At 48.5% G+C, this 23,402-nt stretch carries 19 protein-coding genes; 9 read left to right on the top strand and 10 right to left on the bottom strand.

From position 1 onward, the window contains the following. Positions 1-33: 33 nt before the first annotated feature. The gene (locus ACXAG2_RS16385; RefSeq protein ID WP_474868707.1) at positions 34-1,710 is read right to left on the bottom strand and encodes an AMP-binding protein; all 1,677 of its coding nucleotides are present in this window, start codon (positions 1,708-1,710) and stop codon (positions 34-36) included. A 191-nt stretch (positions 1,711-1,901) separates the two neighbouring features. On the opposite strand from ACXAG2_RS16385, the gene ACXAG2_RS16380 reads away from it, so the two are divergent. Next, positions 1,902-2,357 (top strand): (2Fe-2S)-binding protein, encoded by a 456-nt coding sequence (locus ACXAG2_RS16380; RefSeq protein ID WP_119503371.1) that lies wholly within the window; start codon positions 1,902-1,904, stop codon positions 2,355-2,357. Further along, entirely contained in the window at positions 2,354-4,612 is a 2,259-nt protein-coding gene (locus ACXAG2_RS16375) for a xanthine dehydrogenase family protein molybdopterin-binding subunit (protein ID WP_474868706.1), read from the top strand. Before ACXAG2_RS16380 ends, ACXAG2_RS16375 begins: the two co-directional genes overlap by 4 nt. A 66-nt stretch (positions 4,613-4,678) precedes the next feature. Here ACXAG2_RS16375 and ACXAG2_RS16370 read toward each other — a convergent pair whose 3' ends face one another. The 8 genes from ACXAG2_RS16370 to ACXAG2_RS16335 all read right to left on the bottom strand — a co-directional run bounded on the left by ACXAG2_RS16370 (position 4,679) and on the right by ACXAG2_RS16335 (position 16,084). Beyond that, complete coding sequence (locus ACXAG2_RS16370; RefSeq protein ID WP_474868703.1) at positions 4,679-8,842, bottom strand: EAL domain-containing protein; 4,164 nt, start codon at positions 8,840-8,842, stop codon at positions 4,679-4,681. Between the two features lie 262 nt (positions 8,843-9,104). Further along, entirely contained in the window at positions 9,105-10,412 is a 1,308-nt protein-coding gene (locus tag ACXAG2_RS16365) for a ribonuclease J (protein WP_474868806.1), read from the bottom strand. A 143-nt stretch (positions 10,413-10,555) separates the two neighbouring features. Further along, positions 10,556-12,721, bottom strand: coding sequence for a S46 family peptidase (locus ACXAG2_RS16360; protein ID WP_474868701.1), 2,166 nt, complete (start codon positions 12,719-12,721; stop codon positions 10,556-10,558). A 172-nt stretch (positions 12,722-12,893) separates the two neighbouring features. Beyond that, positions 12,894-13,127 carry a DUF2789 family protein gene (locus tag ACXAG2_RS16355; RefSeq protein WP_474868698.1) on the bottom strand — a complete coding sequence of 78 codons (234 nt, stop codon included), beginning with the start codon at positions 13,125-13,127 and terminating at the stop codon, positions 12,894-12,896. Positions 13,128-13,185: 58 nt separating this feature from the next. Beyond that, positions 13,186-13,551, bottom strand: a complete 366-nt coding sequence (locus ACXAG2_RS16350) for a DUF2750 domain-containing protein (protein ID WP_303574529.1) — start codon at positions 13,549-13,551, stop codon at positions 13,186-13,188. An 8-nt stretch (positions 13,552-13,559) separates the two neighbouring features. Continuing rightward, positions 13,560-14,711: a peptidase M16 family protein gene (locus ACXAG2_RS16345; protein WP_474868695.1), complete on the bottom strand. Its 1,152-nt coding sequence runs from the start codon at positions 14,709-14,711 to the stop codon at positions 13,560-13,562. 248 nt (positions 14,712-14,959) lie between these two features. Next, a complete protein-coding gene (locus ACXAG2_RS16340) occupies positions 14,960-15,793 on the bottom strand; it encodes a LysR family transcriptional regulator (RefSeq protein WP_474868693.1) in 834 nt (277 codons plus the stop codon). A gap of 126 nt (positions 15,794-15,919) precedes the next feature. Further along, complete coding sequence (locus ACXAG2_RS16335) at positions 15,920-16,084, bottom strand: hypothetical protein (protein ID WP_474845595.1); 165 nt, start codon at positions 16,082-16,084, stop codon at positions 15,920-15,922. A gap of 316 nt (positions 16,085-16,400) precedes the next feature. Here ACXAG2_RS16335 and ACXAG2_RS16330 point away from each other — a divergent pair, with 316 nt between their 5' ends. Together ACXAG2_RS16330 and ACXAG2_RS16325 are read left to right on the top strand one after the other, a co-directional pair. Continuing rightward, the gene (locus ACXAG2_RS16330; protein ID WP_474868691.1) at positions 16,401-16,757 is read left to right on the top strand and encodes a MaoP family protein; all 357 of its coding nucleotides are present in this window, start codon (positions 16,401-16,403) and stop codon (positions 16,755-16,757) included. 223 nt (positions 16,758-16,980) lie between these two features. Further along, positions 16,981-17,730 (top strand): PRC-barrel domain containing protein, encoded by a 750-nt coding sequence (locus ACXAG2_RS16325; protein ID WP_474868689.1) that lies wholly within the window; start codon positions 16,981-16,983, stop codon positions 17,728-17,730. 44 nt (positions 17,731-17,774) lie between these two features. Here ACXAG2_RS16325 and ACXAG2_RS16320 read toward each other — a convergent pair whose 3' ends face one another. Then, positions 17,775-18,095, bottom strand: a complete 321-nt coding sequence (locus ACXAG2_RS16320) for an ArsR/SmtB family transcription factor (RefSeq protein WP_119500985.1) — start codon at positions 18,093-18,095, stop codon at positions 17,775-17,777. Positions 18,096-18,301: 206 nt separating this feature from the next. Here ACXAG2_RS16320 and ACXAG2_RS16315 point away from each other — a divergent pair, with 206 nt between their 5' ends. The 5 genes from ACXAG2_RS16315 to ACXAG2_RS16295 all read left to right on the top strand — a co-directional run bounded on the left by ACXAG2_RS16315 (position 18,302) and on the right by ACXAG2_RS16295 (position 23,399). After that, positions 18,302-18,652: a rhodanese-like domain-containing protein gene (locus ACXAG2_RS16315; protein WP_474868687.1), complete on the top strand. Its 351-nt coding sequence runs from the start codon at positions 18,302-18,304 to the stop codon at positions 18,650-18,652. 131 nt (positions 18,653-18,783) lie between these two features. Then, positions 18,784-19,701: a LysR family transcriptional regulator gene (locus ACXAG2_RS16310; RefSeq protein ID WP_119500983.1), complete on the top strand. Its 918-nt coding sequence runs from the start codon at positions 18,784-18,786 to the stop codon at positions 19,699-19,701. 178 nt (positions 19,702-19,879) lie between these two features. Next, entirely contained in the window at positions 19,880-21,736 is a 1,857-nt protein-coding gene (locus tag ACXAG2_RS16305) for a putative bifunctional diguanylate cyclase/phosphodiesterase (RefSeq protein ID WP_474868685.1), read from the top strand. Between the two features lie 92 nt (positions 21,737-21,828). Next, positions 21,829-23,163 carry a sigma-54-dependent transcriptional regulator gene (locus ACXAG2_RS16300; protein ID WP_474868682.1) on the top strand — a complete coding sequence of 445 codons (1,335 nt, stop codon included), beginning with the start codon at positions 21,829-21,831 and terminating at the stop codon, positions 23,161-23,163. Between the two features lie 11 nt (positions 23,164-23,174). Continuing rightward, positions 23,175-23,399: a histidine kinase dimerization/phospho-acceptor domain-containing protein gene (locus ACXAG2_RS16295; protein ID WP_474868679.1), complete on the top strand. Its 225-nt coding sequence runs from the start codon at positions 23,175-23,177 to the stop codon at positions 23,397-23,399. Positions 23,400-23,402: the final 3 nt, after the last annotated feature.

Below are 23,402 nucleotides of genomic sequence, written 5' to 3'. Positions count from 1 at the left end.
AACTGAAAACTGTATTAAATTTAACCAAAAAATTTAGTTAATCCACACAACCGGTTCCCGGTATCCGGCCAGAATCACTGACTTATACCGCTCCTCCAGCACATGTCGCTTCACTTTCAGCGTGGGGGTGAGTAACCCATTGTCGATGGTCCACTCCTCATTGATCACCAGCATATGATCAAGCTTCTGATGGCTTTCCAGATTGCTGTTTACTGCGTTCAGTGTGCTTTGCAAACGGGTTTCCAGTGTCAGTTTGGGTTGCTTAGCTGCTTCCTCCGATAACACCAGTAAGGCCACCGGTTGAGGCAATCCGGTACCGACGACACACACCTGCTCAATTAAATCATTCTCCATGATGCGGGCTTCAATAGGCGCCGGCGTCACATATTTTCCTTTTTCTGTTTTAAATATATCCTTCAGGCGTCCGGTAATTTTCACGTACCCTTCGTTGTCAATTTCTCCCTTATCACCGGTTTTTAAATAGCCGTCAGGGGTCAGGACTTCTGCCGTTTTTACCGGATCCAGGTAATACTCCACCATATTGCAGGGAGATTTAACCTGAATTTCGCCTTCACTGCTGATGCGGATATCCACACCTTTATAGGCCTTCCCAATTTTACCTATTTTATCCTGCCGGAACGGTACGCAGGCAGACCCGTATGCACTGTTTTCCGTCATTCCCCAACCTTCACTGATGGGAATACCAATCTTACTGAACCAACTGATAATTGCGGGAGCCAGTGGTGCTGAACCACTGGCAAACAAGCGTGCTTCTGATAAGCCCAGCCCCTGCTGTATCTTCTTTTTCACCATGGAATTGATGAAAGGTATAGCTAACAGCAAAGACAATTTTTTCTGCGGCATTTTGCCAAGCACACCATCTCTGAACTTGGTCCACAGACGCGGTACAGAAATAAACAAGGTGGGCTGACAATGTTTTACGTCCCGCTGGAAGGTATCAAGGGATTCGACAAAGTGGATTTTTCCGCCGGAATAGAAACTGGCCAGTTCTACCAGTACCCGTTCGGTTATGTGCGCCAGCGGCAAATAACTCATCATCCGGTCAGTGGCACAAAACGTCAGCGCATCCAGTGAATTAGCCGCAGCCCAGCAGATACTGCGAAAGCTGTGCACCACACCTTTAGGCTCGCCGGTGCTGCCGGAGGTGTAGATAATGGTCATTACATCATCAAGATCTCGATCAGGCGAGCCAGCTAGCGGTTCGCAGGCAATAAAGGCATCCCATTGCTCGCTGGCAGGGATCCCGGGATAAGGCATCGCTACAGTATGCAAGTCAGCCGGCACAGCAGGTAATTGTGTGTCGGGCTTATCCAGTTTGCCGATGAACAAGAGCTTAATATCTGCATGGCGAATAACATAATTCAGTGTATCCCCGCCGGCAGAAGCAAAAATGGGTACCGAAATATGACCAGCCATCATGATCCCGAGATCAACGACAAACCATTCCGCGCAATTTTTAGCGAAAATACCAATACGGCTGCCGGCAGGCAGTGACAACTCAGTTAACCGGCGGGCAACCCGTCTTGCAAGACCGGCAACCTGCGCGTAGGAATAAGGTTGATAATGACCATCTGAAGGCTGAACAAGAAAGGTATCGGCGGGCCGGGTATTTTCCCAATGGTACAGCATGGCCAGAGGGCTATACTGAACTTGCTGATTTTCATTTACGACGGCTAGAGTCATTGACATTACATCCGTTTTTATTGCTATTGTATCGCAGAGATTAACATTAAATTCACAAAGCGGTTATATAAATCTAAGCGTTATTCATGGTTAATCATAGTAGATACTGACACTTACACCACTTAAACCAGTTAACAGGCATACATTTTTCGCTCCCGGCACTGACCAGGGAACAAGGAATGAACAAACAAGGCGAAATCATGAAAATTACAATTAATGGCAAAACTCAGGAGTATGACGGCGACCCGGCCATGCCCCTGCTGTGGTACATCCGTGATGATCTGAAGATGACCGGCACGAAATACGGCTGTGGCATGGCACTGTGCGGCGCATGTACTGTACACCTGGATGGTCAGGCTACGCGTTCCTGTCAGTTACCCATGTCTGCAGCAGACGGTAAAACAGTCACCACGATAGAAGGGCTGGATGAAAACAATGCTCACCCGTTGCAAATAAGCTGGGCAGAAGAACATGTTCCCCAATGTGGCTACTGCCAGAGTGGTCAGATTATGCAGGCAGCCTCCCTGCTTGCCTCTAATCCATCGCCTGATGACGCAGACATTGAACGGGCCATGTCGGGCAATATTTGCCGGTGCGGTACGTATCCCAGAATTAAAAAAGCCATTAAAAAAGCAGCGGAGGCAGGAAAATGACTACGTCTGACTTGAAACTGTCACGCCGCTCGTTTCTGAAAAAGTCTGCCGCTGCCGGTGGCTTTTCCCTGTCCGTGACATTGCTGCCGGCCACTCACGCTCTTGGTGCAGAAATGGCCACATCAGCAGAGCGTCTTGCGCCGAACCTGTTTGTGTCTGTCAGTGAGGAAGGTGTGATTACTGTCACCTGCCACCGCTCGGAGATGGGTCAGCAAATCCGCACAGCCATTGCGCAAATCATTGCTGACGAACTGGATGCCGACTGGTCCAAGGTCAAGGTGACTCAGGCAACAGGCGATCCGGTTTACGGTGACCAGAATACAGACGGCTCCAGAAGTATTCGCCGGAATTACGACCGGCTGAGAACAGCAGGCGCTACCGCTGCATTGATGCTGAGGCAGGCCGCAGCAAAAGGCTGGGGAACCGACAGCAGTGAGTGCATTTGTGAAAACCATTACGTAGTACACAAGCCGACAGGCCGCAAAGCCGGCTTTGCCAGTCTGGTTCCTGTTGCAGCAACCTTGTCTGTCCCTGCCGAAGCAGATGTCACTGTTAAGGAAAAGTCCGCCTTAAAATACAGCGGCAAAGGCATGGCCAGCGTCGACTTACCGGATGTAGTAGCCGGCAACACCGTATATGGTCAGGATGTGCAACGTGAAGGTATGCTTACCGCTGTCATTGTGCGCCCTCCTGTCATGTTCACGACGGTAAAATCCCTGGACGACAGCAAAGCGAAACAGGTCAGAGGCGTTAAACATATTATCACCATGCCGGCTGCTGCGGCACCGGCCATGTTTAATCCGTTAGGTGGTGTTGCTGTCGTGGCCGCGTCCACCTGGTCTGCCATGCAGGGCGCAAAAGCGCTGAACATTGAGTGGACACAAAACGAACATAGCCATTATCAGTTTGAAGAAGAAAAGCAGGCGCTGATTGCCTCAGCCCAAAAAGGCGGCGAAACCGTCAGGTCGAAAGGAGATGCTCCGGCTGTACTGGCATCGTCAGACAAGGTCATTGAATCGACTTACTTCGCCCCCCTTCTCGCGCAGGCTCCTATGGAACCGCCGGCGGCAACAGCACACGTACAGGGTGATAAAGCTGAAATCTGGGCATGTACGCAAACACCTCAGGCTACCCGTAACAACGTGGCCGGCACCCTTGGGATCCCGGCTGACAATGGAACAGTAAATGTGACCTTGCTCGGTGGCGGCTTCGGACGTAAATCAAAGCCGGATTATGCTGCTGAAGCCGCGCTGCTTTCAAAGCAAACCGGCGCTCCGGTAAAGCTTATCTGGCGGCGGGAAGACGACATTCAGCATGGCTATTATCACAGTGTGAGTGCCCAGCACCTTAAGGCTGCGCAGGATGAAAATGGAAAAACGCTGGCCTGGCAACACTGCACCGCATTTCCCTCAATTTCCACTACCTTCGCCGGCGGGGTTACCACACCATCAAACGGCGAGCTGAGTCTGGGATTCATGGATAACCCTTTTAGCATCGATAATATGTTGCTGCAAAAAGGTGAAGCGGTTAATCATGTGAGGATCGGCTGGTTACGCAGTGTATGCAATATTTTCCATGCCTGGGCAGTGCAGAGTTTCGCTGACGAACTGGCCCATCACGCCGGTCAGGATCCCAAAGCCCATTTACTGTCCCTCATTGGACCTGCCCGCCTGATTGACTTAAAAGCGGAAGGTGCGGCGTATGAAAACTATGGCGATCCCATTGAAAAATACCCTGTAGATACCGGCCGCCTGATCAATGTGATTGAAAGGGTGACGGCCATGGCAGACTGGGATAAACGGAAGTCACAGGGTCGCTACCTGGGTCTTGCAGCCCACCGCTCATTTTTAAGTTACACCGCAACCGTGGTGGAAATAGAAGTGAAAGAAGACGGTACGTGGCGTATTCCGGCTACCTGGGTCAGTATTGATGCCGGCACCATCGTGAACCCGGAACACGTACGGGCGCAGTGTGAAGGGGGTTCTGTTTATGGTTTGAGCTGTGCGCTGGGGCAGATTTCAGCCACAGACGGGGCGATAGATCAGAGCAATTTCCACAATTACACCGTGGCGCGCATGCAACACGCACCGGCACACTTTGAGATTGATATCGTCGACAGTGATGCTCCGGCCGCCGGAGTCGGTGAGCCGCCGACGCCGCCATTTACGCCGGCGCTGTGCAATGCGTTATTTGCCGCTACCGGCCAGCGTTTTAAAACCTTGCCGTTACCGTTAAAACTCAATCTGAAAAGCTAAGGTTTAAAAAGTAAAATGCCTGTACTCAGTACAGGCATTTTGCCGGTTATGACAGGTGAATGGCTATTACCATTGCCGGTTCAGTAATTCAGGCACATATTTCGCCTCTACAGGGCGGGAATAATAATAGCCCTGATGGTAAATACATCCCTTCTCAAGTAAATATTCTACCTGCCCGGCTTCTTCTACCCCTTCAGCGACACAACGCATATTCAGGTTAGTTGCCATTTCTATGGTTGCCAGCACCAGCGCATCGTTACTGCCATCGGGCTCGATATCATCGACAAAACTTTTATCGATTTTTAGTACCTGAAGCGGGAATTTTTTCAGATAACTCAATGATGAATAGCCGGTACCAAAGTCATCCAGTGCCAGTACAAATCCGGCTTCGATAAACCGGTTAACCTGACGGAGAGCACCTTCGGCATCATCCATCAGGATCCCTTCAGTAAGCTCGAAGCGCAATGCACTCCGTGGCAATCCGGCCTCATCCAGTAAGGCTTTCACACCATCAATATCGAACTCAGTTTTAAAGTGTAAAGCTGAGAGGTTAATTGCCACATACCCCTCAAAGCCGTCCGCATACCACGTTTTCAGATCATCCACGGCGCCCTGCATGGCAGCACGGGTCACATCAATCACATAACGTAATTCTTCCAGTACCGGAATGAATTCGGACGGGTATAAAGGAGGATCATTGAGTGAGCAACGAAGCAGTAGTTCGACGCCAACAGTTTTGCCGGTTTTCGCATTAATGATGGGCTGATAATGATTGTAAAAACACTGTTCCTGCCAGGCCTTTTTCACTCTGTTTTCCAGCTTAAGTCTGTCACGGACTTTGGCATTCATATCTTCAGTGAAATAACTGAAGCCGGACACAGTATCTTTCTTCGCCGTATACATGGCCACATCCGACTGTTTCAGCAATTCAGCAGGCTCAGAGGCATCTTCGGGATAAAAAGAAATCCCTACACTGGCAGACACCCGCACCACTTCGTTGCCAAGGGCAATAGGGGTTTCTACGGACTCAATCAGGTGACCCACAAACTCGCCGACTTTCTGCCGGTCAGTAACATTTTCAGTCACAATGACAAATTCATCACCACCCAGTCTGGCTACAGTATCGTCCGGTGATGCCAGATTCAGCATGCGGTTGGCAACAATTCTGAGTAATTTATCGCCATAATCATGCCCTAAAGAATCATTGATGCCTTTAAACCTGTCCAGATCGACGAACAATACCCCCACTTCACCGCCGTGGTGATTGGCACGCTCGATGGCCTGTTCAAGCCTCTCGAGCAACAGAGTCCGGTTAACCAGACCGGTCAGATTGTCATAATTCGCCACTTTTATAAGCTTTCTTTCAGCGTTTTTCTGCTCCGTAATATCTGACATGATAATGAGGTAATGGTCGATTTTATCCGCATCCGTCATCGTACCGGTCACAGAGACTTCAACCAGCACGTCATAATGGCGGCCATCAGCACCGGTAAGACTTTCTTCGCTCTTCCAGAACTCGCCAGCTTTCAGTGCAGATAATTTTTCTCTTAACGTTTTACCCAGTCGCGGCGAGTTCTCAAACATACGATTCAGCTGGCGTTCCAGGCCCTTGTCGCTGTCGAGCCCGAATGCAGCACAGCATGAAGGATTCACAGCCACCGGCATATAGGCGTTGTCGAAAATCATTACCCAGTCACGGGTGTGCTGAAACGCGTCGCCGAACAGACGCACCTGGTGTTGCGCCTGATGTAAACGGTTTTGCTGACGCTGCCGGTGAAAGAGATAACTGGCAAGTAAAACCAGCAGAAAACAAAAATAAAGACTGTAGGCCACCGGTGAACGTAACGGCGGATACGGAATGGTAAAAGACAGAGATGCCGGCAGCAGCACCACATCGTTGTCCTGCTTTAACGGAGACACATCAAAGTGATATTCGCCCGGAGATAGGAATGCAAATGTGACACTCCCATTTTTGGAGACCGACTCACTGACCACCGAATTTTCTCTGACGAGCTTATAGCGGAATGTTGTATCGCGGCTGTAACTGGACGACAGCGCAGTGAACTGAATAGTAATGCCGTAGTCGTCATGATTAAACGTAACATGTTCACCACTAAGGTTTCGCATGGGTTCATGGATCATGCGGGAATCCAGCAACACATTGCTGATCACCATTTTTTTCACGCTACGGGCCCGTTGCTTTACTTTATCCAGCAATTTTTCCGGATCAAACAACACGAACCCCGCCGTAGAACCAAATACCAGCCGTCCGTCACTGAGCTTTAACGCTGCGCCATCATTAAACTCAGAGACTCTGATGTCTTCTCCGTAACGGTACCGCTCTACGGAACCGGAAAGGGGTGAATAACGCCCGAGGAATCCATGGGTAGTAAACCAGATGTTCCCGCTTTCATCTCCGGTCAGGCTGTAAACAATGTCTGTGAACAACGACTCTGTTCCGTTCAGGTATGTTTTCACGGTAAAGGTTTCAGCGTCTAAACCCACCATGCCGTAACTGGGAAAGCCCAGCCAGAGTACATCGTGACTGTCGACCATGAAGCTGGTAACCGCGCTGATATTATTGCGTTCCTTTTCAGGAAACCGGTAGACATCGCGGATCCCGAAATCCGTGGTATCTACCATCAGTACGGCGTCTCTCACTGACAAAAAAATCTTGCCGGGGTAGCGCTTATCTGCGCCAAGAAAGGTGTAGGAATAGTTGGCGTTAATGCCTTCAATATCCAGCGGCAGCGATTCCAGTTTTTCTGTGGCCGGATCGTAGCGCCAGAAGCCCCGGGAAATAAAATAAATGCGGCCTTCGTTGTCCGTTGCGGTGCCAAAATTCCAGTCATTTAAAACTTTTTCAGCCTCCGGTGTATGTGACGGCAGCGGACTGATTTCTCCGGTTTGCTTAGAGAACATTCGCAGTCCTCTGTATGTCTCGAGAATTAAATTGTCACCCGGTGCAGAATAGATATTCATGATAATACTGACATCGCTGCTGTTGGCGATATCATTTTCACGAAGGAAATGCCGGCTTTCTTCTGTTTTAAGATTGAATGCTGTTAATCCGTTTTTGGTACCCACCCACAGAATGTCGTCTTCCTGCAAAAATGACCACACGGTGTTATCCGCCACGACCGGCTTATCGTCACGAATGGTGTTCTGATACGTCTCGATACCTAATGGCTTGGCATACCAGAACAAAAGACCACCATATACGCTGCCCATCCATAAATTCCCCTGCTCATCTGACAACAAGCTGCGGATACTTTTGTCAGCCAGTGTAATGATGCCTGCATGAGGATAAAGAATATGGCTGTTTTGCCACTGGTCATTTTCACGATATAACCTGAACAGTCCAAGGTCTGTGCCCAGCCAGTACTCTCCGTTGCCGGCCGGCACCATTGTCCAGATATTGCGATCTCTAACGACACGGCTGCCCTGAACCTCAATAACATCACCGACTTCTGCGGTAAAAACAGTCACCGGGATTGAAAAAAGTCCCCCTACCGTGCCGATAAATAATGTATCCGGAGAAGGGGTATATAAGGTTTTTGTATTAACAGAAAGATTGGAGATATCACCGGCAGGCAGATAGTTGAGTGTTTTAAGACTTGCCAGCCCTTTTGACAGTGACATAACTTCCAGGCCGTAACTTGTGGCGATAAAGAGCTGGTCACCAATACTCTTTACATCCCTGATTACATTCCCCTCTCCGATATGCTCTTTGGTAAGACGATACATTTCAGTACTTTCACCGGTTTGGGGATAATATCTGATAATGTGCTGTTCCAGCGCTACCACCATAGAACCGTCCGCCAGTTCTTCGAAGGCATCAGCACCCTGCGTCCAACCTTCTTCATCAAAATAACTGACTCTGCTGACCAGTTGGTAACGGTTACTGTTTAAATCAAAAAAATAAACGCCGTCAGAATAAGTGGAAACCCACAGACGATTGCTGCTGTCGACAAACAAATTACGGATTTCGTTGTTAACGAACAATCCGTCAGGACCTTCCAGGGTAACAAAGCGGTAACCGTCCCAGCGGCTCACGCCCCCTTCTGTCGCCACCCAGATAAATCCGTCACGGTCGCGCACGATATCCTGAACCTTGTCCTGAGCCAGACCATCGGCGGTACCGAGCTGTAAAAACGTGGGATCTTCGATAAGAGGAGCGGCATTCACCGTGCCGGTAAGAAAAAACAGAATAAAAAACAACAGTGTCATTAATCGTTCCCTGATGTCCGGGAACTGGCGCATTATTTTCATTGTTATCATCAGGTGTCGTTTCACTTCGACATGAAAGGCCTCAGCGGGCCTGACAACTTCGCCGTGCACCGTTTTTTTACCGGTCAGACACAGCGAACCGCAATTGCTATTTGTCTATGGTGTGCAGTTTAACGGTTCTGCACATAATTGAAAGTGGCACTGTCTGACCTGAGGATAAATTTACATACCCCATTGAAAAATAAGAAGCTGTTAATACGTATCAGTCCTTTTCCCTGATAGGGATCCGGCCGGCTTTCACTGCGCCGCGTTTGATACCGGCCTGAGGAGCGAGGCGGTAAAGATCACCATTGGTGCCCACATAGGTTTTCCGGATACCGCATGATTTTGCAATATCTGCATGGGCCTGCAGATGTGCAGCTTCGCCATGTACAGGAATGGCAATTTCCGGCTTCACCCAGTGATACATAAGCTTGAGTTCCTCAGCACAGGGGTGACCGCTGGCGTGAACCGGCAACGGGCTGTCTTCACTGAGCAACGTTCTGACTCCCATGGCTGCAAAACGGGACAGTAACCGCTCTACCGGCTTTTCGTTACCGGGTATCACTATGCTGGAAAAAATAACATGGTCGCCTCTGGCCAGCTCCAGTTGCGGATGACTGTTTGTTGCCAGACGGGAGAGTGCAGCCCGGGGCTCCCCCTGACTGCCTGTTGCCACTACCAGCACTTCTTCGGGTGGTAAATAGCCAATATGTTCAGGATCTGCCAGCGTAATATCTTCCGGCCAGAAGCCCTGAGCCCTGGCAATGCTGACCATGTTGATGAGTGAGCGGCCAAGCAGGGCAAGGTAACGCCCTGTCCGTTGAGCAATCCGCGCCAGAGAAATCAATCTGGCGATGTTACTGGCAAAACAGGCTACCACTACTCTGCCCTTCAATGGTTTGATAACTGATAACAAACCATCGAAGCAATTACGTTCAGACAGTGACATACCGGGCTTTAATGCGTTGGTGGAATCCCCCACCATGGCCAGAATGTTTTCGTCCTGCAGGGCCTGATAAAGTGTGTGCTGAAAAGGCTTGCCTGACACAGGCTGCGCATCAATTTTCCAGTCAGCGGTATGAAAAATTTTACCTGCGGAGGTGTCTATCAATATGGCGTAGGGATCAGGAATGGAATGAGTGATAGCCAGCCAACGCACGGTGAAAGGCCCAATCGTGTGGGAGCTGTTTTCCGACACTTCTATAATTGGCACCCGTCCGGCCATATTTTCCCTTGCCAGTTTGCGGCGCAGCACTTCGGCAGTAAACGGCGTGGTATAAACAGGACAACGAAACCGTTGCCAGATATAAGGAACCGCACCGACGTGATCTTCATGAGCATGGGTTATCACCAGCCCGGCCAGTTGCTCTTTGCGGGAGGTGATAAATTCCGGGTCCGGCGCGACGACAGAAAATAAGGCATCTTTCGTGACGCCCGTTTCAGCGGCCGGATACAGAGGCTCATTAAATGAGACGCCGCAATCCACCATTAACCACTGTCCGTCGTGTCCATAAAGATTCAGGTTCATGCCAATTTCACCGGTACCGCCCAGCGGAATAAACCATAAATCATCTTTTGCCGGATTAAGTGAGCTGATAATCACCTCCCCATCAAGAAGTTAAAATAGAAACGGCCTGTCAATCACAGGCCGTACGTAGTCAGAACGGGCAATTATTTCACGATGGTCATTTCATCAATGAGATTGGTTGCGCCGTCTACATATTCCATTACCCACAGCATGTATCGCGCATCAACATGAATAGTACGTGTTGTACGGGGATCAAAATCCCAGTCTGAGTTGACACTTTCAAATGTACCGTCGAACAACAAGCCAACCAGCTCAGCATTGGCATTCAGCGTTGCAGAGCCTGAGTTACCGCCGGTGGAATCCAGATCGGTAAGGAAATTGACCGGCACACTACTAATACTATCCAGCTTATAAGGTCCGTACTGCTTTTCTTCAATCAGCGACAACAATTTTGCCGGTGCATTGAAGGGACTTTCCCCGGTGTCTTTCTCTAAAATACCTTCAAGACGGGTAAACGGTTCATAGATTAAACCGTCTTTTGGCGAGCCGCCGAGTACATTTCCGTAGGTCACCCTCAGAGTACTGTTGGCATCAGGGTACGCCAGATTACCTTTTGATTTCTGCCAGTCAATAATGGCTTGCATATACAGAGGCTGCAAGGCAGCAGACTGCCCCCGCAGCGCTTTTGTGGCATCTTCTATTTGCATTTCAGTGTCATATAACGCCACAGCAAGACGAATGAAAGGATCTTTACTGCTCTCAAATTCACTGCGACCGGCCTTAAGCCAGTTTACCCGCATTTCAGTATCTTTCAGTGTAGTTTCACGATAAAAAGTATCCAGTACTTCATCAAGGTTTCCTTTATCGGCAGCGGCCTTCAGACCCATAGCATTGTCAAAGGCTTTTACCCGTGCATCTTCAGGCTGAGCCATATAAAGAGAAATCATTTTTTTCCATACCGCTTTATCAACAGCGACATCGAAGCGGCGATCAACCCGTGTCATGCTTTCTTCCAGCCGTGAACGGTCCCGATCCTGAAAACCCGGTTCATGTTCAGCATCCGGCTTCTCACTTTCTATTGCATTGCGGTAAAGCTGTTTCGCCACTGACAATAGCTGTGCGCGGGACAAATTTCTATACCAGAAATTTTGCTTGTTGTTTCTGATGCGCTCGTCCATGACGCTGTCCAGTTGAGTGATATTGTCAACCAGGGCATTTTTACCCTGCGACATTAGCCAGGAAGTCAGAGCCTCTTCCCTTTCGGCGCGGCGCGAAACCAGTCCCACCCGCTTAGCGCCTTCAAGTTGTCCCTGTATATTTTTCAGGAAGTTATTCAGGCTGGCGAGTAAGGCATCATATTTTATCCGCGCATCACTACCCTCTTCAGATGCGCCCTTGATGGTATCAACCCACTGCCCCCCCAAATCAAGGTTCGTTGGATACAACCAGTCAAACGTATAGGAAACCAGTGAATGTCTGGCATAACGGTTTGTAGAGCCGGGATAACCTGCCGCCATAACAAAATCGCCGTCATCCAACCCGGCTGCAGAGACCTTGAGTATTTGTGCTGGCTGATAAGGGACATTATCTTCACTGTAGACTGCCGGCTTTCCGTCCGGTCCCACATAAGCGCGGTAAAATGAGAAATCCCCTGTGTGGCGGGGCCACATCCAGTTATCAATTTCCCCACCGTATGTCCCGGTGGATTCCGCCGGTGCATAGGCGATGCGTACATCGCGTATTTCCATTTGCCTGATTAATTTATATTCCAGGCCCTGGAAAAAAGCCGGCACGGAACAGCGGTAACCGGGCTCGGCTTCACATTCAGCAATAATCGCCTTGCGGTTTTGCTCGATGGCATCGTATCGTTCCCGCCCCTGTAATTTCTCACTGAGCGTGCCGGTAACCTGACTGGTCACGTCGGCAACATCCACAGTGACGAACATGCGCGTGCCGGGCGCGGCCGGCAACTCATCTGCGAGCTCCTTTGCAAGAAAACCGTTTTTCAGATAATTGTTGTCAGGTGTACTGTTGTATTGCACTGAGCCACGCGCACAGTGATGGTTGGTAACGGCAAGACCCTGTGCGGAAACGAAGGAAGCAGAGCAACCGCCAAGGGAAACAATCGCGCCCATGGGAAAACCGGTTAAGTCAGAGAGTGTTTCAGGAGAAATCTCCAGACCGGTATTTTTAAGATCACCGGCTATTTGCGGGAGCTGTTCAGGGGTAAACATACCTTCTTTTGCCAGTGCCGGAAGCGCTGCACAGCAAAATGCTACTGACGCAGCAATGATTGTTTTTCGGGACATCTTGATTCCTTTTGCTTTTTTCCGTCGTTATTTTACGTCCCTAGTTTACCCGGCAGACGTCAGAATGGAAATTGCAAAAGGAGACTGCATCGCGATGAGACGCTAAAGAGTGTGTGAAAATGTGTCAGGGAAGAGCAAAAAAAGCCCTGTCAGATGCAGGGCGTGACTTTATTTAATGATGCAGTTCAGCATTTAGTTGATCGATAATTTCGACCCATTCAGCATCCTCCAGCAAAGCACTTCTCAAGAATGTAGCCTGCGCATCATTCCAGAAAGGTGCATCTTCAATGTGTCTGCTGTCGTTCAAACCCCGGTGCTTTTCGATAAAACTCTCCATCGCTTCATCGCTGTTGTCCAAACCCAGTTGAGCGAACAGATCCTGCATTGTGGGTTGTTGCAATAACATACGCTGCTCCTTTTATTCATTTCTGATAAGGTTTTAACGTAAGAGGCAGCCCCTGCGATCAGCCTTTTGCAGCGAGAATTTTCTCCGCCATGACGTCCGGCTCAATAATCTCGCCTTCTTCACCCGGTACCGGGCAAACCATGACCACCAGCGCGTCTTTCAACAAGCCCGGTGTCCACTTTTGCATCCAGTCCTGCAGGGAAATACGTAACGGCTCACAGTGAGACCATTCATCCGTAGCCCAGAGTGCAGCCAGCGCCTCATCAGGCCATACCGGCACACCGTCTTCTTCATCAGAAGTGAGCATCACACAACCATCGTCATCTTTTAAGATCCACACCTCGCCATTTTCAATGACGGATTCAACGGTGGCCTGAAGGCGTTTTTCAGCACTGACTTCCAGTAGAGGGTGAGATAAAGACATACATTTCCTTACAGAACCGTCAAGCGGTTATCTGACTTAAATTTTTCAGCATCCGGCTTATCATCCTGTGTTTGATATTCCGGCTTTCCGTTACCAGGTGATAATGAATCTGCCATGGGATTTCTCTCCACAGTATTCCCAGACCGGACGACTGATCTTTGATGAATATAGCTGATATATTGGGTCAGACTTCTTTCCTGCAAGTCAAAAGCGTAAAGATTTGCTAACTGATTAATTAATTCACCGCGTTGGTGTTGCGGTAACACAAAGCTGGAAGCAGGTTTATCCCCTGCCGTTAAGCGTTTTTCCGGCGCAAAGGCCGCTGTTAACCGGCTGGCGGGCGTTGCCACTTCACGGTGAACTAACATGTAGCCGGCATAGCGGTTTTCACCGGCGGACGCACCTGCGTTTCCAGCCGGCATGCCGGCAAATGACTGTCGTATGGCCTGTTCCATTTTATCCGGCATAAAATCTCCTGCCACAAAGAGTCTGGCACGGCTGGCCACCAGTGTGTCAGTCACATAGTTGCGGATATCATCGCCAGTGATATTCAAAAATGAAGCCGCTTCCGGTTGCACTGTCCCGCGGCTTAAATTACCGGCCTCAATACCGGTGGCTTTTTGCAAACCGGCAATTTCATAGTTCCGCCAGTGTTCGGCTTTTGTTCTTGCCAGAATGTCTTCATCAATACCGTTATAGCGTACAGCCTGTGCCAGCACATTAGTCGCTTCTATAGCTTTTTCGCCGGACGTATCCACGCTCACCTGACTGGTACGGGCGCCGCTGACCAACCGGAGATCACCGTTAAAATCTGACAAAGCGGGATTTGCTGCCAATACGTCGAAAGCCAGCGCAGGTAATCCGGGCAAAGGTTTATCAGGATACCGGTTGGTATCAAACTGCAAATGTAAGGTGACGGCGGCTGTTGTATCCATGGGCAGCATGACCACGTTAAGGCCATTTTCCAGGGTGAACGTTATCGCGCCCTGAGCAACAGAATTGAACACTTCGCCGTTGGCAGGCTGTAGCTGTACTACACTGGTAACAGATGAGGAATATTTCGCCGGAACTGGTTTCGCAGAGACAGTTTCAACAGAGGCTGTTAACGCCCATGAGGTCAAACACGCGATTACCAGACCCCATATTTTCAGACAACGCATGCTTTTACTCCTTCCATGGCCGCATATTCTGTCAGTCAATACCGTATTAATAGTGATTTGGTTCTCATCTGTGCTAAATCCGTCAGACACAGAGATAAACGGTAAACTTTTCATCCGCCAGCCTGGCGAAAGTTTAACCGCATGCAGGTATCATAACCCAAACAGAATTAAATTCCAGATTCAGACTGGTATTACGCCAGTCTGACGGTGTAATTAAGGAAGTGAGTGACCGGACAATACCGGTAATATCACACTTGAGCGGATGTGAGTAAATCGAGCAGTGCGGGTAGCCCGGGACGTTTAACCGATTTCATTGTATTAAGATAAACCGTCGCAGAGAGATCCTCAAAGGTTCTGACACAACGGAGTTCCCCGGCCGGTAACAGTTTTTTTGCAACCGATTCCGGTAACAACGCAAAGCCGCCTTCTTCAGTAAGGCTGCTGGCAGCCAGCCGGAGAGAATTTGTACTGAGTCTGGCATCACGGAGCTGAGGACTGATTTGCTGTAACTTATCCCTGACTTTGCTGCCCCACTCTACAGACACATAGGTGTTCGGCGCAGGCTCTTCTGCTTCAGTACCATAAGCAAACATAGCAAGGGGTTCACACAGCAACTCGGTACTCAGAATTTCTTCAGACTTCAGCGGTTCTGAGGATAGTGCAATATCGATAGTTCTTTCATGAAGCTGACGGGATAAGCTGTCCAGCGTAAGCACTTCGGCTTTTACAGACCAGTCAGGAAATGCCTGATGAACTTTCCCCAGCACAGAGGTGAATCCCATTTCACTGGTCAGTTGGGTAGCGGCGCATACCACAAACTCACCGGATTCGGCTTGCAGCTCCCGTTTTGCGTCTTTTAGCGTGTCAGTCAGTTGATGCGCGAAAGGAAGGAGTTTCTCACCAGCCTGCGTCAATTGAATACTGTTGCGGTGGCGAATAAATAAAGTGGTCTGAAAATACTCTTCCAGCAGTTTAATTCTGGCGCTGACAGCAGACTGCGTCAGATAAAGATTCTCAGCGGCTTTACCAAAATGCCGGGTCTTAACAACTTCAAGAAAGGTAGATAAAAAGCGGATATCCATAGATGCTACACAGCGAGTCACGTTACAAGGTATACGGTCTCACAGCTTTCTATGGTTGTAAAACAAAAATGTATACAACGCATCAGAAAACTGATGCGTTGCTCAGATAACATTACTCGCGTGTTATCAGTAACTTTCCTGGTGAAGCCTTCGCTGTTTTTCGCGACGCTGAACGTCACGCTTTTGCTTAGTTTTCACCTGATGACGACGGTCCTGGCTTTTTTTGCCGTGAAGGTCACCATCTTCTACCGAGTCCCATTCTTCACGCTGGTAACGATAGTCTTTACTCATTGCAGTCTCATAGTTATTGCCACATCTCCATTATCAGTGTGCTGACAAAAATGGGAAACAAAAATTAATCATCGTGACGATGAATAATTTCACTGAACAAAAATTAACCACTCTCTGTTCATGAGATACCTCATTAGTGTAGCGTTAAAGGTCTGATTTCCCCGTTGAGCCCGTTTCCCGGACTGCTCACGGTGCTTGTCGTCCTGACAAAAGCACATTCAAAATTATTTATCTTAAAGGTAAAAAAAATTTGTTTCCCATGATGTTTTTATTGAATTAAAAGTCTGCTGAGTTTACTCCTTTTCGAGACTTCGCCATGAAAACGTTTGATATCCGACCAGCTCCAAAGCCCTTCATCGACAGGGTTAAATTTCCGTACGGTTTTAAAAAATCCGGAGACTTCAGTATTCCTGAAGCCGACTTGCTGACCCGCTACGGGAAAACTTTATGTGACTTGGAATCAGGCGCAATACAACCTGAATCCGCTGATGAAAAACATTTTGTCGCTTTCATTTCCGGTACTGTTCCGGCTGAGAACGGACTGGAAAAAGCGTGGCAAAAGTACGTACACCTTGCCCGTGGAAAACGTAACTTCTACACGTTACACAGTTCGGCCAGTAACGCGGCTGAATTTGATGATGACTACTCAGACGAAACATTCGACGTCGCCTGATTCATCTTCACAGCCAAATTTATGAACCTGCCCGGTTCCTTTCACGGAACCGGTGAGGTTTTGCCGTTTTATTCACGCCTTAACTTTTTACTTTTTCCCGCACCTTTTTGTGATCTTTTTGGATTGCCTGTACGAAACAGCATGTATACCCGTGCAATTTCAGTATTTACAGGACCGGGCTTTCACTGCGCTTATGGTCTGAGCAGGCAAAAAGGACAAAAAGATGATTGCTTTTAATACCCTGACAAAATTCGGAATTCATGCCACTGACGGCGATATTGGTCAGTGCAAAGATGTTTTGTTTGATGATCAGGATTTCGTTATCCGGTATTTTGTGGCCGATACACACAAGTGGCTGCCCCTTGGCCGCAAAGTAGTACTCTCCCCCATTTCACTTACTGAGGTGAATGACACAGAAGAAAAACTTTATGTGTCTATGACCAAAGATGCTTTGAAAGAAAGTCCGTCCATCGACGACCACAAACCGTTATCGCGGGAATATGAAGAAATCTTGTTTAAATATTTCGGTTACGGCTATTACTGGACGGGTCCTGGTGCCTGGGGCGACTTCTCACATCCTACAGAGCTTGTTGATCAGCAAAGTATGCAGGACGACATGGACAGCCTTGAAAGCAAGCCTGAAAATCACTTACGGTCCTGCGACGAAGTAAACGGGTACGATATCAGTGCGCAGGGCGAGGACACAGGTCACGTATGTGATTTTGTCATCGACAAACGCAACTGGGCCATTCAGCTTTTCATTATTGATACACGAAACTGGCTGCCCGGCGGGAAAAAAATTGCGCTCGCTCCCGCGCTGATAAAAGACATCGACTGGTCGACGCATAAAATTCATGTGAACGTCAGTCATGATGACCTGATGGCATTACCGGAAGTGGATGATGACCGCCTTGATGACGCCGACTACCTTGCGTATCTGGCAAGTAAACCTTTAATGACAGCTCGAAAATAATAAAGGCGGCAGCCGCCGCCTTAATTCAATAAGAACCGGAGATGTCACTCTGCAGCACAGAAGAAACCATAAAGCAGGCCTATAGTCTGCTTCACTCTGTCGTCGGCCAGACTATAGTAAATTGTCTGCCCGTCACGACGTGTGGCCACCATGTTGGCCTCACGTAAAAGTGCCAGATGTTGAGAAAGTACCGGCTGAGTTACCGGAATCCTGGTCAGTAAATCAGATACAGAAAATTCATCATTTAGCAGAGAACATAACACCATAAGGCGGGTTTTGTTCGCTAATTGCTTTAAATATCGCTCAGCCTCGGAGGCATGGGATAACAATTCTTCTGTGTCAATGTTGTTTGCAGTCGCTGTCATTAGTAGTACTTCTTTATTATTTATTTGTGGGTATTAAAGCGTAAATGATTCTCACTTATCAACAATGTTCATCGTAAATAACATGCGTTCCAAGGTATTACCACTGTTTATTTATCGCAAGCTATATTACATTCACCTTATATTGAAAATGTTATCACTATCGGGGGACATGACTGTCATGACCCGACCATTTCCGGAGAATAACCATGCTGAAGACGATTCAGGAACGCATTGCTTCTATCACCCTGCCCTTACGAATTATTACCGCTCAAGAGGCAGCGTCGGAATGTGCCGGCAATGACGGCGTATTGATTGACGTTCGTGAGCCGGGTGAATGTCAGAACCAACCGACTGAAAGCGCTATCAATTTCCCCAGGGGGGTATTAGAGATGAAGATGGCCGAAAAGTTCCCTGACGCCGCCAAACCGGTTTATTTACATTGCGCATCAGGGGTTCGCGCCAAACTGGCTGCAGAACAACTTGCATTGATGGGATACGAAAATGTCTCTGTGATCACCTGTCCTGTTATAGATATTTGTAAACACTTCCCTGAATGACAGACCGGCGCAACCGGCTGATAAGGTTTTATGCTTTCGTGTTTTACCAGCGTGCGCTCTGAGGTAAACTGATTATCAGAAACAGAAGCAAAGTTACCTTAGTGGTTGATTAAAGACAGACACGGAAAATTATGTTGAAAGCAACGTTAGAGCAGTGGCGGATGTTTAAAGCCGTCGTGGATGCAGGTGGCTTTAATCAGGCAGCACAGCTGGTACATAAAAGTCAGTCGAGTGTGCATCACGCCGTTCAAAAACTGGAAACAGCCCTTGGCATTACTTTATTTGAAAATGACGGGCGAAAAGTTAAATTAACAGAGGCCGGTGATTTGATGCTGCGCCGTGCTAATTTTCTCCTTGATGAAGCGCACAAACTGGAAGCCGTTGCAACGAACCTGCAAAGTGGCACCGAGACGCAATTACGCATTGCTGTTGATATTATTTTCCCGCCTACGCTTTTATATAATGTTTTAAATAAAGTCTCTCAGGAATATCCCCTTTTACGGATAGAACTGATGGAAACCGTACTTAATGGTGCAAATTCACTTTTAAAAGCTGCTGAAGTAGATATTGCTATCTCACCTTTTGCAGTTAAAAACGGTTTCAGTGAAGATTTATGCGAAATCGAATTTGTTGCCGTTGCCCACCCGGACCATCCGCTGCATCAGCTTGAACGTGCTTTAACCGTAGAAGATTTAAAATCTCACCGTCAGATAGTGGTACGTGATTCGTCGGCAGAACGCAAAGCCGAATCCGGCTGGCTGGGTGCCGACCAACGCTGGACAGTAAGCCACGTACGTACATCAATCGACATTATATGCAAAGGTCTGGGTTTCGCATGGCTGCCACTGGCTATTATCAAGCCACAGCTGAATCAGGGACTGTTGAAACCACTTCCGATGGAGACCAGCGGTATACGTAAAGGCCTGTTGTATCTTTGTTTTGAAGACGGAGACCGTCTCGGACCCGCTGCCCGTGCTTTTATTGGCGAACTGCGCTATCAGTCAATGAATCTTCCCACAGCAGAAGCGGAAGGCTTTTTAATTCGTTAAACAGCACGCAAATCGGGCGCAAAAGTTGCCCCAAAAAGCGTAAGCAGGTATAACAAACAGGTCCCGTATAAAATAATAACAAAGGAGGGACCCGTGCCACATACCATCAGTTATTGTTATTCCGGAACCACAGGGTCTGCACCTGAGATTCAGTCTTCCAAAGCGGATACCACAATAAATGCCGCATAGAGTCGAAATTCAACATAATAAAGCCAGCTTGCGCAAGCGGTTGCTGGCAGGCTCCACAGGCTTATCTATGCTGCTTATAGGCGTATTGTGCTACCTCGGCCATGGCATTCTGATTGAGCTTGAAACCGATTTTGAAAAACAGTATTTCGACAGCCAGATGCCTTTTATCAGCACCCTTGCCAGTCGGCCGGCCATTAACAAAAGACTGATGCCTGATGCGGTAATGATGGTGAAACGGGGTCCGGTAATCTTGTATCAAAAGTCCGGCATAGCTGACCTTCCAGACACACTGACGGCAAATTCAGGCGAGCCGGTCACAGAATTTAATAACCTGCGTCTTTATATCCGTGAACTGCCTTCAACCGCAGATGAAGCCCCGTTAACCGTTATCTGGCGCACAAAAGATCTCACTGAGATATCCTCACAGATAGTCAACACCCTTTCTGTCGCCGGCTTTATTACGTTTTGGGTTGCAGTGTGGGCTGCCCTGTTGATGTCCGCCTTTATTGCCCGCCGCTTTGAGCAGGCTAACAACACGCTGGAGCGACTGGCTCTTGAAGATGCACTGACCAAACTTCCCAACCGCAATGCGCTGCTGTCCGGTGATACCTTCAATTCAACCCATGGCGCGTTGTTTTTTCTTGATCTCGACCGATTCAGAGAAATAAATGATGCGCTGGGACACGCGATGGGTGACAGAATGTTGTTTGCTTTTTCACAGCGGTTAAAAAATATTGCCGGAAAAGGCGTCAAGGTATATCGCTACCGTAGTGATGAATTTGTTATCTGGCACCCTGACCTGCCGGCAGACGATGTGCTCAGCCGCGCGTTTACCATGCTGTACGATTGCCGCGAGCCGTTATTTATCGGAAACAGTGCATTTGAGGTCAGTTGCAGTATTGGTGTTGCCTGTTTCCCTGAGCATGGTCATCACCACGAAATGCTGATCAGAAATGCTGAAAACGCCATGCACAGGGCAAAAAAATTGCGTCTTGGCGTGCAAATTTATAATGAGAGACTGGCATATAACAGCACCATTAAAGTGACGTTGCGCAGTCAGCTTCGCTCTGCATTAAACAATAAAGAATTTGTACTGCATTATCAGCCCAAAGTAGAAATTGGCAGTGGCAGGCTGGCAGGCGCCGAAGCCATTGTACGGTGGCAGCATCCTGAAGAAGGACTGCTGCAACCTTCGTTATTCATTGATTTGGTCGAACAAAGCGGAATTATTCATGCTTTTACCCGTTACACGGTGGAAATGGCGGTCAATCAGATCAAAACCTGGTCATCCTGCGGGTTTGAATTACCTGTTTCTGTCAATCTGTCTGCTTATAATTTAATGGACAGCGCATTCATCCCCTTTGTCCGTAGTTTGCTGGAAAAGTCGGGTATTAAACCGGCCTTGCTGGAATTTGAACTCACTGAAAGCGCCACGATGGTGGACATCGCGGTAAGCCGCCGTGTATTGTCAGATTTCAGAGAAATGGGCATTGCCACCTCGATTGACGACTTTGGTACCGGCATGAGTTCATTTGCCTACTTGCGGGAACTGGATATTCATACTGTCAAACTTGACCAGTCCTTTATTCGTGGTCTGGCTGAAGGAAACCGTGACGCAAAAATAGTGGAAGGCATTGTGTCTTTATGCCGTAACCTGGGGATCGATGTGATCGCCGAAGGTGTAGAAACACAGCAACAAGCCAGCCTGTTGACCCGGCTGGACTGTCACATCGCACAAGGTTATCTTTACGGCAAACCCATGCCGGCAAAAGACATCCTTTCTGTGATGCAGGACGGTAGTTCCCTGACATCACCGCAAAGCCGTACTCACACCGGCGGTCACTAAATTTATAATTATAAAATAATGCGTGATCTTAATCCGCAGACACCCTGTAAAACGTACATTGCGACAATAATTTTTACTAAAGGACTAACACAGTGCTGACTGTTTTACTTGTGGATGACGACCCTGAGTTTACCGAGGTAGCTTGCACAATTATCGAATTTTTGGGTCATGACATTCTGACCGCAGGCAACCTTGCCGAAGCCAGGGAATGGCTGGAAAAAGAAACCTTCGACCATGTTCTGCTGGATTTCATGCTCCCCGACGGTAGCGGCGTCCACCTTTTTGAAGAACTCGACGCCCTGTCCAAACGTCCCAAAGTGACGTTAATTACCGGCCATCCTTCTGTCCGCGGCATTATCAAGGGTCTGTGCGGACCGAATATCGATTATCTGGTCAAACCCATACAGCGGGAAGACATCGAAGCGGCCCTGTCCGGTAAAAAAGAAAAACCGGCTTCCGGTGGTAATAAAATTAAGAAGTATTTCGGTCATCTCATTGGTGAATCAGCGCCAATGAAAGAACTGTATAAACTTATTGAACGGGTAAGCCGCACCAGCGCAAACGTCATGTTGCTGGGTGAAAGCGGCGTGGGTAAAGAAGTGGTTGCCGCCTCAATTCATCAGGCCTCTGATGTAACCGGCCCGTACATCGCCACCAACTGTGGTGCGTTTTCTAAAGAATTGATCGGCAGTGAATTATTTGGTCACGAAAAAGGCGCTTTTACTGGCGCGGTGAACCGTAAGGAAGGGGTATTTGAACAGGCTGAAAGCGGTACGCTGTTTTTAGATGAGATCACTGAAATGCCCATCGATATGCAGCCTAACCTGTTACGGGTACTGGAAAATAAAGTGGTCATCCGCGTGGGCGGCACAAAAACCATTCCGGTAAACTGCCGTGTCGTATCAGCGACAAACCGCCGGATGGAAGAAATCGCTGAAAGTAAAGTATTGCGGGAAGACATCTATTTTCGACTCGCCGTGTTTCCCATCACGATTCCGCCATTGCGGGAACGCAAGGAAGATATTCCGCTTCTGGCCATGCAATTTATTGAAGAATTCAATAAAGAAAATGATACCCGTTTTGAATGGGATGAAGCCCAGCTCGATACCCTCACAGCCTACGACTGGCCGGGTAACGTACGTGAATTGCGCCACTTTGTGCACCGCGCTGCCATCATGAGTGACCCAGACAAAACCAACATAGAATTACCGAAGACAATTGAGTCTCCTTTCGCGAAAAAGCAATCGACGACGACTGCGCTGGAAGCCGGACGGACCATTGAGGATGTGGAAAAAGAACTAATCTATGCCACTCTCGAGAAAGTGAACGGTAATAAAACACTGGCCGCAGAGATGCTGGGGATCAGTACCAAAACACTCTATAACCGTTTGCACGCATACGGTGATTTGAGCAAAGACGAGTCCTGAGGAAAGGATCCATGACTGATGAAAAGCTGGCGGAAATTGCAAAGTGGGTACACGATGCAAGAAAACCGCTCAACCGAATCTCCATGCAGGCCGAACTGGTAAAGATGGCTCTGAACGGTGATATTCCGTTAGAGAAAGCGCAGGAAGCGCTGGATAAAATTATCGTAAGCACTAAAGATTGCAGCCACGCCCTGACAGAAATGATGGATGATCTGGCCAGCGGTACGGCGGAATAATAG

The organism is Alteromonas sp. ABH4_456 (assembly GCF_056160645.1).
The sequence above is the reverse complement of the archived record's forward strand: the minus strand, read 5'-3'. Positions and strand labels throughout refer to the sequence as shown.